Raw genomic sequence first — 12,433 nt, forward strand, 5'->3', positions numbered from 1 at the left:
TTCTGAGAAAAATAAATTGTTGTTGTTCTAAATTATGTTTTAAAGCAATAGGCAATAGATAAAACTATTCAGCTTAGATGATTAACAGTTAACTGTTAACCATCAGATTTCAAATGTGTAATTTTCTCCCTAATTCAAATTACGGCAAACAGTCCGAAGATTCTGGTAGTTTCTATTGCCTATTGCCTATTGCCTATTGCCTATTGCCTATTGCCTATTACCTATTGCCTATTGCCCATATTTTTAAGTTTTTCCAGCCACAACGGAGTTTTCATTCAATATTTCCAGGGCTGCTTGATATTGCACATCGGCAGTTGTGCCAATTTGTTCGCGATTCAGGGGTGCTTGGGAAATTACTTTATCTGGCTTAATACCCAGTTTGTTAATATCCCGATGTTGAGGAGTTTCATACTTAGCAATTGTCACTGCCAAACCAGAACCATCTGATAATTCAAACAAAGATTGAATTAAGCCTTTGCCAAAAGTTGTTTCTCCTACAAGTTTGGCACGCCCATTGTCTTGGAGGGCACCAGCAAGAATCTCACTAGCGCTGGCAGTTCCTTGATTCACCAAAATTACCAAAGGATCGTCCGTGAGGGCTGGGCCATAGGCTTCAAAACTACCTTGAATGCCTTGTCGATTCACTGTGTAGACAATAGTGCCAGAGTCTAACCACAAACGGGCGATTTCAATTCCGGCTTGCAATAGTCCTCCAGGATTATTTCGCAAATCTAGAATGTAGGCAGCAGCTCCTTTTTTTTCTAGACTAGAAATAGCGTTTGCCAATTCCGTGGAGGCGTTTGCATTGAATTGAGTAAGACGAAGATAGCCAATGGGCGTACCCTGCTCTGAAACACGCAATTGGGAAATCACAGGATTAAGAGTAATGCGATCGCGCGTCAATCGAATTTCCGTTTCTGCTTCTCCGTCTCGTTCGATGAGGAGAGTCACAAGGCTGCCACTGGGCCCGCGCATTTTCGTCGCAGCTTCATCCAAAGTCAAATTTTCCGTGGGAATACCTTCAATTTTGAGAATGCGATCGCGTGGTCGAATCCCCGCTTTCTCCGCCGGTGAACCGGCTATGGGAGCCACGACTTCCAACTTCCCTGTTTCAGCATTCAGAGCAATTTGCAATCCCACCCCCGTCAATTCCCCAGAAGTGTTTACCTGTAAGCTGCGGTACTGTTCTGGGTCTAAAAAACGGGTAAAAGGATCGTCCAGGCTCTTGAGCATAGTCTGAATCGCACCATAAGCCGCATTGGAATCGCTCAGCGGCTTTTCGAGAACTTGTTGCCGGACTAACGCCCAATTTTGATGGTTAAACGTCTCATCTAGGTAAGTACGATTGACGATTCGCCAAACTTCAGAAACCAGCTTTTGTTGTGCTGTCAAAGCCATTGCAGGCTGAGTAATTATACTCAAAGCCAAGCAAAAGGCCATTAGCAGTGAAAATCCAACTCGAAAAAACTGTTTGTTCATGAACCCCATTATCAATTCCACCTCAACCCAAATTGCCTAGAAATGCCCTGTTGTCTCGTTGTTGATGAAATCTATCTCTCGATTATGTTACTTTTTTTATAGAAGTGGTGCATTATTCTCATCAAGTTGTTTACTCAACTGATGCAGTTCATCCCACTCAGCAAACGATAAAATCTACTTTGTGTCCACCATTTTCCGTGTTGGAGCATAAAGGGATCGCAATACATTCCATCTTTACAGAGTGTAAAGTTTCTAAAAACTTTTAGCACTCTGAAAGCTGACAAACAAAAAAGTCCCCTTTACTAAAATCCCAAAATTGCTAATTGGGAGAGAAGTCACGACTCGGCGGCTTCTGGAAAGTCCACAAAGGGTTATGCTGCTACTCTAGACTGTGGCATGTGGTGGGGGAGAGCCTAAAGCTGAACTCGTAAAATGCCGAGGCTAGAAACCCTAAAAACTTTCGTCGCCGATTTAGAACTTCGGAATTTATCAAACGCAACCGATTCTTAGGAACTTGAGATTGTATGGCCAACGTTTACGACTGGTTTGAGGAACGCCTGGAGATTCAAGCGATCGCCGAAGACGTTACTAGCAAGTACGTCCCTCCCCACGTCAACATCTTTTACTGCCTGGGTGGAATTACCCTAACTTGCTTTTTAATCCAGTTTGCCACTGGATTTGCCATGACGTTTTACTACAAGCCAACAGTCGCTGAAGCTTTCTCCTCAGTTCAATACATCATGAATGAAGTGAATTTCGGTTGGCTAATTCGCTCCATCCATCGCTGGTCTGCCAGCATGATGGTATTGATGATGATTTTGCACGTCTTCCGGGTTTATCTGACTGGTGGCTTTAAAAAACCCCGCGAATTGACCTGGGTAAGTGGTGTCATCCTGGCTGTAATCACTGTTTCCTTTGGAGTTACTGGCTACTCCCTACCTTGGGATCAAGTAGGCTACTGGGCTGTGAAAATCGTTAGTGGTGTACCAGAAGCAATTCCGGTGGTTGGTGTTTTAATCTCCGACCTATTGCGTGGTGGTTCTAGCGTTGGTCAAGCAACATTGACTCGTTACTATAGCGCACACACCTTTGTTTTGCCTTGGTTAATTGCAGTCTTCATGCTGTTTCACTTCTTGATGATCCGCAAACAAGGTATTTCTGGGCCTTTGTAATTCCAAAAATTAGCAAAAGGCAACATTTGTCAGTTTCCAGATGAAGTTGTTTGTTTTAAACTTATGGAACACAAGAAAATAATTCTACATAAGTTACAAAAAACAAACACTTGCATCCTTAGGCGAAAGCTTTAGACGCCCTGGAAGCGGCTGACCGCAAAAAGATACATCGCCGCCTACCGCTTGCTAGGGTTGTCTAGTACCTCATAGCTTTCACAAATGCTTTAATTCAACTTAAGCAGGAGAGCACATTTAAAAATGGCAACACAGAAAAAACCTGACCTCAGCGATCCCAAGTTGAGAGCCAAACTAGCTAAAGGCATGGGTCACAACTACTATGGTGAACCAGCTTGGCCTAATGACCTACTTTACGTGTTTCCCATCGTAATTATGGGTTCCTTCGCAGCAATTGTGGCTCTAGCTGTCCTCGACCCAGCAATGACGGGCGAACCAGCAAATCCTTTTGCCACTCCATTGGAAATTTTACCAGAGTGGTATTTATATCCAGTTTTCCAAATTTTGCGATCGCTTCCTAACAAACTTTTAGGAGTGTTAGCAATGGCAGCTGTACCCTTGGGACTAATCCTCGTTCCCTTTATTGAGAACGTCAATAAGTTCCAAAACCCTTTCCGCCGTCCAGTTGCAACCACAGTGTTCCTCTTTGGCACCCTTGTTACCCTGTGGCTAGGTATTGGTGCTGCCTTCCCCTTGGATAAATCTTTGACCTTGGGACTATTCTAAAATTAGTCACCAGAAAGTGCTTTGACGCCTGTGAATTTTTAGAGCATATGCAGATGTGCTTTTGAAAAAATAAACAGGCGTCAATTTTAATAATCCGACTTGAATTTTGGATTTGACCTTTGAGGTGGAAAAGCGTCAAAATTAAATATAAAACAGTCAAAATTCCGAATTTATAAGGAATTTTGTATGATTGATATAGTCATTCATCACAATCTTCTTTTGATTCTGGAACTTCAAATGACTGCTACTTTTGTCTACATTCCCTTTGAAGTTTTCAGCTAAAAAGCTGAGGTGGAACTTCCAAAATGTCAAATCACTAAAAATCAATCATTAAATTTAGGATTGCCTATTTTGGATTAACCCCAAGTACTCTGGATAGGGGCTTGGAAGTTTTAAATTTTGGATCGAAGGATTGGTTTAGCTGGCTAGTGGCATGGTATGTAACCTGCTGATTTGCAGGACTACCAAAATAATTTTTAATCTAAAATCTAAAATCTAAAATCTAAAATTGGCATCGTCAACAATACAAATACTTTTCATTTAGCTCCAATGTTAAGTTGCCAGTTTAACCCTTGAATGCCAAAATTGTTCATGTTTTGTATTTTTTTACGCAGAATATGTCAATTTAGATTAATAGATGTCAGAAAAATTTTGCAAAAACTGCAAAATTTGATCGCTAGCAACTTGGGTTTACTTTCATTCAAGTCACAGTTAATGCTTACCGTAGTGCAGCAAGACCATCTGACGGTCAGGAGCGAACTCAGCCTCCTAGACGATGTGCAAGAATGGTTTGAGCAATTTTTTCTTCAACATTTGTCTCAACTTGGCTGGCCACAAACTCAACTCGAACGCCTGAATTTAGCATTAGCAGAAGGCTTTACCAACGCTGTTCGTCATGCCCATCATGCTTTGCCACCGGAAACAACCATTGACATTGACGTTTATCTGTGGGTCGATAGGCTAGAGATTAGAATTTGGGATCATGGAAAACCTTTCAATCCAGATGCTATCCCAGAGCCAAAGCCAGGTAGTCTGATCGTAGGCGGATATGGATGGTTTCTCCTCAGGCGCTTGGCTGACCGTGTGGTGTACGAACGCGGTACAGATGGTAGAAATTGTCTGCTAATTGTCAAATATTCTACAAAAGTACTAAAGTCAAAGTGAAGCCTTTTTAAGGGTAAGCTAAAGCAAAAATACTTATCGATGCCAATTTGAGATTTTGTGGAAAGTACGTAGTAATCGCTTAGCCTTCACGTGTTGCAAAAGTGAAGAACTAACCGCCGTTTTACTTTTTTCTTTTTACAGAGCTATGAGCAGCGCTGACGCCAAGATGCGTCTTTAACTGGATTATCATAGCCAATAATTGCTTAAGCAAATGCTTATTTGATTGACATAAATATACTACTTTTTCAAGAATATGTAAATCAACTTCATGTATTTTTTAGGTAAAATTGCCTAACTATTATGATTTTTTGATGAAAGAAAAAAGAGTATTCTTGTATAAAAAGAATTATTGAATGTAGTAAAGATAGCATTCGAGTTGTAGAAGCTCCCTTGTTAAGATTTGTCAGCAGTGTTGAGAGTCTTGTTTTTGTTCTCCAACAACTGCCATCTGGTGCTTAATAGAGAGATAGAATACATAGGGGAGAAAATATGACTAAGACAGCCCTAATTACAGGAATCACTGGTCAAGATGGCTACTATCTCAGCCATTTGCTCCTTAATCAGGGTTACCGAGTTGTAGGATTAGTACCCCCGCATCGACAGCCTAATTTGACAAAATTAGGAACCCTAGCAACTCAAGTAGAAATTTTTACAGTAGACTTGAGGGATAGTACGGCGCTATTAACGGCCGTTGAACAGCTGCGTCCCCAAGAGATTTATAATTTGGCAGCTCCGAGTTTCGTCCCAGATTCCTGGAACAATCCCTTGGGGACTTTAGATTTGATCACTGGTACTGCTACCAGACTTTTAGAAGCAGTGCGACACGTTGGTTTGTCTACCAGATTTTATCAAGCCAGTAGTTCAGAAATGTTTGGCGATGTTTTCTCTTCACCCCAAGATGAGGAAACTCCTTTCCGTCCCAAAAATCCCTATGCTGCGGCTAAGATGCACGCCCATTGGACAATGGTGCATCACAGACAACGCTATGGATTATTTGCCTGTAGCGGAATTTTATATAATCACGAGTCTCCCCTACGCGCGCCTCAATTTGTCACACGCAAAGTTTCATTAGCAGTTGCATCGATTAAATTGGGTTTAGCTGACACTTTAGAAATGGGTAACCTAGATGCCAAACGCGATTGGGGTTTCGCAGGCGATTACGTACAAGCAATGTGGCGGATGTTGCAAGTAGACGAACCAGAAGAATACGTGATTGGTACAGGTAAGCTACACAGCGTCAGAGACTTAGTGGCTACAGCTTTTGAGTCTGTGGGATTAAATTGGAAAAATCATGTAATTATAAATACTGATTTATTGCGGCAAGATGAGCATTTTCAACTAGTTGCCAATCCTAGTAAAGCGCAAAAAAACCTTGGCTGGGAACCGCAATTAAGCTTTGAAGAACTTTTAGAAACGATGGTGAAAACAGATTTAGAACGATTAGAAAGCGGTGCCATCGCCCCATTGCCAAGAGTGTAAATAACCAAACATGCTCATTACTACAGTGACAGAAAATCGAAAATTAAGTAATAAAGTTAACAAAAAAACTCACCACGTCTTCGTGTTCTTAGAAATTTTTGCTCGCGAAGGCGGTATTCAATCATATATAAAAGATATTTTTCGAGCTTATTTGAAATTAAATCCAGGCTATAAAGCAGAAGTGTTTTTGCTGCGGGATAGTCCCAATTGCCTAAATTCTTTTGAAGACGAAAATTTAAAATTTCATTACTTTCAAAATAAATCCCCCCAACTGGGGAGAGTCAAAATGGCAGTGGCTTTACTGAAGTGTCTGTTGCAAAATCGTCCGCAACAAGTTTTCTGCGGTCACATTAACTTAGCAGTATTAATCCAAACCCTTTGCCAGCCCTTGGGGATTCCCTACACGGTGCTAACTTATGGTAAAGAAGTTTGGGAACCACTGAAAAATCAAGAACGCCGTGCTTTAGCATCAGCGGCTGGAATTTGGGCAATTAGTCGCTATAGCCGCGATCGCGCTTGTCTTACCAATGGTCTAGACCCCAAAATCATCCAGATGATGCCTTGTGCCATTGATGGGGATAAATTCACCCCTGGCGACAAACAGCCAGAATTAGTCGAAAAGTATGGTTTAACTGGCGCTAAAGTCTTAATGACAGTGGCGCGGTTGTGGTCAGGGGATATTTACAAAGGCGTAGATGTCACGATTCGGGCTTTACCAAAAATTACCGAGGTTTTCCCACAAGTCAAATATTTGGTAATTGGTCGTGGTGACGACCAACCGCGATTAGCTCAACTTGCCCAAGATTTAGGTGTAAGCGATCGCGTTGTATTTGCTGGTTTCGTTGCCACAGAAGAATTAATGGAACATTATCGCCTTGCTGATGCCTATATTATGCCTTCCCAAGAAGGCTTCGGCATCGTTTATTTAGAGGCAATGGCTTGTCAAGTACCTGTATTATCTGGTGATGATGATGGGTCAGCTGACCCCTTGCAGGATGGTAAACTGGGATGGCGAGTACCACACCGCAATCCTGATGCTGTTGCAGCAGCTTGTATAGAAATGCTGCAAGGTAACGACCAGCGGTGTAATGGACAATGGCTAAGAGAACAAGCGATCGCTTTGTTTGGCTTGGATGCGTTCCAACAAAAGTTACAACACCTGCTTTCATCGCCAGTTCTCAGTCCCAGTGACAAATCACTAATGACTAATGGCCAAAATCGCTATCCTAGAGGGAGAGCAGGACGAAATTTCAAAAATGAGCTTTAAGTCATTTCAATTGAATCTTTTAAATCTCCGACCTTGGCTGACTCTGCTAGCAGTTTTTTGGTTGTTAGCATCACTGGGCTTGGGTTGGTTGGTTAATTCGTTGCTAATTATTTTTGGGTTGCTGTTGGTAGCACCCGTTGTCGCTTTTTTTGGTTTTCGTTGGTGGTTGCAACGAAACTTGGTTGCTGACCAGTGTCCCGTCTGTAAATATGAATTTACAGGTTTAAACAACAGCCAAGTGCAGTGTCCTAACTGTGGTGAGTCGTTGTTAGTACAAAATAGTCATTTTCAGCGCTTCACACCAGCAGGTACTATTGATGTCAAAGCAGTGGAAGTACCAACTCAATCATTGGAAGATTAGTCATTAGTCATTGGTCATTGGTTATTAGTTGCTGTGAACTCACAAAGGACAAATGACTATTTCTTTTGTTGCGAAATTGAAAGGATGTAGTTATACTGTTGCCCAGAGAGTTCGCCTACATACAGTGAATACCTTCCTGCCTGCCAGTAACCAGAAAGTTCTGGCTTGCCCCCAGAGTAACTATCTGGTTGTACGCAAAACTTTCCTCCAGGGCCATCAATCAACAGTGTTGGCTGACCTTGGCTCTCCACTGATAATCGTAAGTAAGGCAGCGACTCGGTAACTTGGATAATTTGATTGGGTGTAGTGGTAATATTACCACAATTACTTTTGACAGACCCCCCAGATTTTCCGTTCAAAATTACCGGATCTGGTTGCAGATTCCGATTAATTTCTATCTTGGGTGTCTGTGCTAAATTCACCTCAGCGATCGTTAAACTCATCACTAAAGCTATAGGAATAATTGTCAATAGACTAAAAGTCTTCATTTTAATCAATGCTCCAGATTTTTCTAGAGCAATATAGTTATATATACACTGACATAATAGACAACAGTAATTTCTATTTTGTTCCCTAAGCTATCGTATCTTTTAATACTCCCAAATAAAGGATTATTTATAGAATTGAGAAAAATTTGAAGTATAAACGTATAGTTAATGAATTGATTTAATCAATCACTATTAATATGGAAAATTAGGACTTCATCGTTGACATAATGTTTAATAAGTAATGTTTATTACATTTTAATAGTAATAATACTGTGTGCAGAAAGCAGACTGAAAAATAAGAAGAAAAAAACATAATTTCTCCCCACTGATAAAGGTCTTGCAGGCACAGACATTAGCTAAAATCACTAACACAAGCACCAAAATAAAATTTGGTTGGTATGTTGTTGAATAAGTGTCCTAGGTGGGGTAGAAAAATTTATGAATCCTCAAAGAGAAGAAGACTTGCAACGTCGCCTCGATAAGCTAGAGGCAGAAATTAATGCTTCACCACAGGTGGTTCCTCAATCACCAGAAGAGCAAAAACAGACATTTGAGTTTAGCTTTGCTAACTTCAACTTGCAACTGGAGCGATTTCGCATTTGGTTTAGCGGTTTATCAGCTACAAAAAAGCTGGTATTTTCGGGTGTAGCAGTGCTGTTGGGCTTGGCGATAGTGCAAGTGGTATTTAAACTGGTTGCATCTGTAATCAGTCTGGCACTTTTAGCAGTGTTAGTGTATCTTGGATACAAATTTTTTGTATCTAGTAGCTTTCAACGTAAGCAATAGTCTATTTTAATTTTGCCAATCCAGACCTAGAAATAATGTCAAAGGGAATTATGCAATGACGACACCAACTGTGAGGAGAAGTAATCAATCTGGTCAGTCACAAGAACCGGAAAAAGCCAATTCGCTAATGCTAGCTAGCAGGCGTTTTGCTGCTTGGGCGGCTGAAATCACACTAGTGGTTACCAGTGGGTTGATTCCCTTTGGCATTGGTGTCTATCTCAATTCCAGGAGTGATTTCAATCGAGTGCCGCTCAATCCTGTGCTGGTAACAACAGAAAGAGCGATCGCCAGACCATTGGCTTTACCTGTTAGCTATGGTATCCGTAACGTAGCCTGGCCGACTAATTTTTTGTGGACAATAGCCTTATTAGCGCCTGTAACCCTTTCCTGGTGGCAATTGTATTTACTGGCTAAGACTGGTAGCACAATTCCCAAACGTTGGTTAGGAATACGGGTTGTCAACGCGCAAGGAGCGCCCCCTGGTTTGGGAGCGGTTGTGATCAGAGAAGGAATTGGTCGTTGGACTGTACCCGTTTCCATTGCTTATCTGTTGTGGCGTTACAGTTTCGCTTTTCCGAATTTAGGACTATTCACTTTTTTGGCTGTGTTAATGGTGCTAGGTGAAGGAGTAGCTTTACCGTCCCGTCGGGGAAGGCGTCGCGCCCTCCACAATCGACTAGCAGGTACTTATACTATAGATGCAACTCGCCCTTCTCCATTGTTAACTAACAGACAAGCCCAGTCTGTTGGGGATAGCGACCAACAAGCACAGGAATGGCCACAGGGAAATGAAGAACTAGCCTCCGCCGCACCAACTCAGATATCTCGTTTATGGCGACGGATACAGCAAAATCCCAATCTGACTTTGTTTGGTGTAGGGCTAACAAGTATGACTGCGGTGTTAGCAACTTTAATAGGTACTCAAGTCTATATCCAAATCCAACAATCCCAGCGAACAACCAAACAAATCAACGGTCAACAGTTCCTAGAACTTGTCAAACAACTGAGTCCCGACTCTGGAGCTACCACTGAGCAACGTCAAAGCGCAATTTTAGCATTGGGTGGTCTCAAAGACCCGCAATCAATTCAATTTCTTGCGGATCTTTTGGTGAAGGAAACCAATCCCAGTTTGGTGGATACCATTCAACAAGCCTTGACAAGTGTCGGCCCGAAAGCCATTCCCGAATTAAAAAATAAGAATCAGTTTCTAGTGAGTGAATTAGAGTCTTTGAGCAGCAGCGCAACTCAAGAACGAGAACTGCGCCAAGGACGGCTACAAAGAAATCAGCGGACAATCAATAAAATACTATCTGTTTACACTGGGAAAATCGAGGGCGTTGACCTGAGTCGCATCCAATTAGGTCAAAGCGGTACTCCAGGTACTTCCTTATTCAACTTGGCTCTAGATGGTATTGATTTGTCAGGAGTGAAATTAAAATCTGCAAATTTGAACCAAGCCAATCTCAAGGGTGCCCGTTTTCGGGGTATGGGAGAGGATGGCCGCTGGGATACCTTCGACGATGTGATGGCTGATTTAAGTCAAGCTCAGTTGCAGCAAGCTAATCTCACTGATGCCAACCTCAGCCGGGTGATGATGAATCGTACTGATTTAAGCCGCGCTACCCTCAACAGAGCTAATTTATCCAATGCCCGTTTGTATGAAGCTAGGCTCAACAGCACCCAATTAGTGGGAGCCGATTTGCGAAATGCAGTTTTGGAACAAGCCAGCTTAACCGGAGCAGATTTAGGTGACGCCAAGTTGAACGAAGCAAATTTGTACGCTGCGCGCTTAGGTCGCGTCAGTGCCATAGGAACACAATTATCCTTTGCTAATTTAACTAACACCGATTGGGAAGGGGCAGATTTATCAGGGGCATATTTGGATCGAGCTAATCTTAGCAATGCCAACCTGAGTGCTACTCGTTTGACTGGTGCTGTTTTGCGTTCTGCCCAGATGGAAAACGCTAACTTGCAAAATGCCGACCTTAGTCTTGCAGATTTACGGGGAGCGAATGTAGCAGGAGCTAATTTTCAAGGAACAATTCTTGCTCCCACCAAACAAGATCCAGCCGATCAATTTGTCCAAACCCCAGACTTAGGCTCGGTATCCGCCGTAGTCCAAGGCGTTGATTTTTCTCAAGCCAAAAATTTAGATTCCAAACAGCTAGCGTATATTTGTACACAAGGTGGCATTCATCCCCGTTGCCCGTAGAATGGAATGAGGAGTGGGGAGATGAGACAGACAAGGAGACAAGGAGACAAGGAGACAAGTAGACAAATTGCAACAATTTTTTACCCTTGTTCCCTTGTCCTCTTCCCATGCTCTATGCCCTATGCCCGACGACAAATTACAAAAAAATGGTGTGAGGAATTGGGCTATGAAATATGTTCCATATTCGCTTTCTGTTTTGGGGGCTGGTTTGGTGTTGAGTTTAGCTTTGAGTGCTAAACCAGCACAGGCTCAAGTAGCGTATGGCAGTTATATTGGTATCGGCCCAAGCATCGGTATTACTGATGGTGTCCAAATTGGGGGGGTGATAGCTGGGCGTTACAAGCTTTTGGAAGCGCCAATTTCTCTGCGTGCCCAAGTTTTAATTGGTAATGGTACGGCAGTTGTACCAACGGTTTCTTATGATGTACCCCTGAATTGGCAAGCTGATGCCTATTTGGGTGCTGGGTTGGTGTTAGCTGGTGATGATTCTCCTGTGGGCGACAAGATTAGTTTTGCTTTACAGCCGGGAATTGATTATGTGATTCCCAATAGCAATACTGTGCTTTTTGGTAACGCGATCATCGCTTTTGATGCTTACCGTGATAGTGGTGGTACAGCTATTTCTGTGCAAGGTGGCATTGGTTTAAGATTTTGATGGGTTGGCGTTGGTGTAGCTGCTTGTAGCGAAAAGTCGAGTCGGTGTGATGCTGTTGCCTTGCGTCGGAATCTTCTGGTTTGGTAGCGGCGGCGCAGCTGCGAACTTTTCAAGCTAGACATCGGTATCTCTAAAGAAGCGTTAAAGTTCATTGCAAATTAAAAAGTTAGTCCACGCAACGTGATAATTTTTGATGGTGTCCAGAGACAGCAAAGGATTAACACAGGAGAACACAGTGGCAATGGAATCAAACTTGTTAACAGATGCGATCGCAGATGAAATGAATCAAGATTTCAGTGAATATGTCGCTAATCTACAATTACACATGACTCTGCAAGCTCGTAATCTTGTTCCACCCCTGAAACAAACACTCTTCGATAGCCGCCAGCAACTACTCCTTCAAAGCCAAGCTAACTATGAAAAGCTAGTTTCTCGACAAGGCTTATAAATATACACATACTTTAATCAAATTTCAAATAAAATAAAGGCAGATGTTGTCGAGTTAACGCCATTGGCGTTCTCACAAAATCTGCTTTTTCTGCTTTTTTAAGTATTAAGTTACTGAAATCACCCTTTTGACGCAATAGTCAAGAGCAGAAAGTAGTTAAGATGATTGCAGCAGTTCTGAC

12 protein-coding genes are annotated in these 12,433 nt (G+C 42.2%); 10 read left to right on the forward strand and 2 right to left on the reverse strand.

Annotated elements, in window-relative coordinates:
* Positions 1–243: 243 nt before the first annotated feature.
* Entirely contained in the window at positions 244–1,488 is a 1,245-nt protein-coding gene (gene ctpA, locus VF06_RS11925) for a carboxyl-terminal processing protease CtpA (protein ID WP_099066428.1), read from the reverse strand.
* Between the two features lie 515 nt (positions 1,489–2,003).
* On the opposite strand from ctpA, the gene petB reads away from it, so the two are divergent.
* The 6 genes from petB (at position 2,004) to VF06_RS11955 (ending at position 7,663) form a co-directional block, all read left to right on the forward strand.
* Positions 2,004–2,651, forward strand: coding sequence for a cytochrome b6 (gene petB / locus VF06_RS11930; RefSeq protein WP_096534690.1), 648 nt, complete (start codon positions 2,004–2,006; stop codon positions 2,649–2,651).
* A gap of 258 nt (positions 2,652–2,909) precedes the next feature.
* On the forward strand, positions 2,910–3,392 hold the full coding sequence (petD, locus tag VF06_RS11935) for a cytochrome b6-f complex subunit IV (protein WP_099066427.1): 483 nt from the start codon (positions 2,910–2,912) through the stop codon (positions 3,390–3,392).
* 714 nt (positions 3,393–4,106) lie between these two features.
* Positions 4,107–4,556, forward strand: coding sequence for an ATP-binding protein (locus VF06_RS11940; RefSeq protein ID WP_099066478.1), 450 nt, complete (start codon positions 4,107–4,109; stop codon positions 4,554–4,556).
* Between the two features lie 489 nt (positions 4,557–5,045).
* Complete coding sequence (locus VF06_RS11945; RefSeq protein ID WP_099066426.1) at positions 5,046–6,035, forward strand: GDP-mannose 4,6-dehydratase; 990 nt, start codon at positions 5,046–5,048, stop codon at positions 6,033–6,035.
* A 10-nt stretch (positions 6,036–6,045) separates the two neighbouring features.
* Positions 6,046–7,302, forward strand: coding sequence for a glycosyltransferase (locus tag VF06_RS11950; protein ID WP_099066425.1), 1,257 nt, complete (start codon positions 6,046–6,048; stop codon positions 7,300–7,302).
* Positions 7,292–7,663 (forward strand): hypothetical protein, encoded by a 372-nt coding sequence (locus VF06_RS11955; RefSeq protein WP_099066424.1) that lies wholly within the window; start codon positions 7,292–7,294, stop codon positions 7,661–7,663. Before VF06_RS11950 ends, VF06_RS11955 begins: the two co-directional genes overlap by 11 nt.
* A 56-nt stretch (positions 7,664–7,719) precedes the next feature.
* Here the strand turns inward: VF06_RS11955 and VF06_RS11960 are convergent, their stop codons facing one another.
* Positions 7,720–8,151 (reverse strand): hypothetical protein, encoded by a 432-nt coding sequence (locus VF06_RS11960; RefSeq protein ID WP_099066423.1) that lies wholly within the window; start codon positions 8,149–8,151, stop codon positions 7,720–7,722.
* Positions 8,152–8,589: 438 nt separating this feature from the next.
* Here VF06_RS11960 and VF06_RS11965 point away from each other — a divergent pair, with 438 nt between their 5' ends.
* The 4 genes from VF06_RS11965 to VF06_RS11980 all read left to right on the forward strand — a co-directional run bounded on the left by VF06_RS11965 (position 8,590) and on the right by VF06_RS11980 (position 12,252).
* Positions 8,590–8,937, forward strand: a complete 348-nt coding sequence (locus VF06_RS11965) for a hypothetical protein (protein ID WP_099066422.1) — start codon at positions 8,590–8,592, stop codon at positions 8,935–8,937.
* 55 nt (positions 8,938–8,992) lie between these two features.
* Positions 8,993–11,149 (forward strand): pentapeptide repeat-containing protein, encoded by a 2,157-nt coding sequence (locus VF06_RS11970; protein ID WP_099066421.1) that lies wholly within the window; start codon positions 8,993–8,995, stop codon positions 11,147–11,149.
* A gap of 166 nt (positions 11,150–11,315) precedes the next feature.
* A complete protein-coding gene (locus VF06_RS11975; RefSeq protein ID WP_099066477.1) occupies positions 11,316–11,804 on the forward strand; it encodes a hypothetical protein in 489 nt (162 codons plus the stop codon).
* Between the two features lie 241 nt (positions 11,805–12,045).
* Entirely contained in the window at positions 12,046–12,252 is a 207-nt protein-coding gene (locus VF06_RS11980; protein WP_099066420.1) for a hypothetical protein, read from the forward strand.
* The last annotated feature ends 181 nt before the right edge of the window (positions 12,253–12,433 follow it).

Source organism: Nostoc linckia z4 (assembly GCF_002608075.1).
GTDB classification, from domain to species: Bacteria; Cyanobacteriota; Cyanobacteriia; order Cyanobacteriales; family Nostocaceae; genus Nostoc; species Nostoc linckia.

Excerpts from the sequence above, each read along its gene's own strand:
- VF06_RS11950 (WP_099066425.1), top strand. The coding sequence starts at position 6,046 with ATGCTCATTACTACAGTGACAGAAAATCGAAAATTAAGTAATAAAGTT.
- VF06_RS11975 (WP_099066477.1), top strand. The coding sequence starts at position 11,316 with ATGAAATATGTTCCATATTCGCTTTCTGTTTTGGGGGCTGGTTTGGTG.
- VF06_RS11940 (WP_099066478.1), top strand. The coding sequence starts at position 4,107 with ATGCTTACCGTAGTGCAGCAAGACCATCTGACGGTCAGGAGCGAACTC.
- VF06_RS11960 (WP_099066423.1), bottom strand. The coding sequence starts at position 8,151 with ATGAAGACTTTTAGTCTATTGACAATTATTCCTATAGCTTTAGTGATG.
- VF06_RS11965 (WP_099066422.1), top strand. The coding sequence starts at position 8,590 with ATGAATCCTCAAAGAGAAGAAGACTTGCAACGTCGCCTCGATAAGCTA.
- VF06_RS11980 (WP_099066420.1), top strand. The coding sequence starts at position 12,046 with ATGGAATCAAACTTGTTAACAGATGCGATCGCAGATGAAATGAATCAA.
- petB (WP_096534690.1), top strand. The coding sequence starts at position 2,004 with ATGGCCAACGTTTACGACTGGTTTGAGGAACGCCTGGAGATTCAAGCG.
- VF06_RS11970 (WP_099066421.1), top strand. The coding sequence starts at position 8,993 with ATGACGACACCAACTGTGAGGAGAAGTAATCAATCTGGTCAGTCACAA.
- VF06_RS11945 (WP_099066426.1), top strand. The coding sequence starts at position 5,046 with ATGACTAAGACAGCCCTAATTACAGGAATCACTGGTCAAGATGGCTAC.
- VF06_RS11955 (WP_099066424.1), top strand. The coding sequence starts at position 7,292 with ATGAGCTTTAAGTCATTTCAATTGAATCTTTTAAATCTCCGACCTTGG.
- ctpA (WP_099066428.1), bottom strand. The coding sequence starts at position 1,488 with ATGGGGTTCATGAACAAACAGTTTTTTCGAGTTGGATTTTCACTGCTA.
- petD (WP_099066427.1), top strand. The coding sequence starts at position 2,910 with ATGGCAACACAGAAAAAACCTGACCTCAGCGATCCCAAGTTGAGAGCC.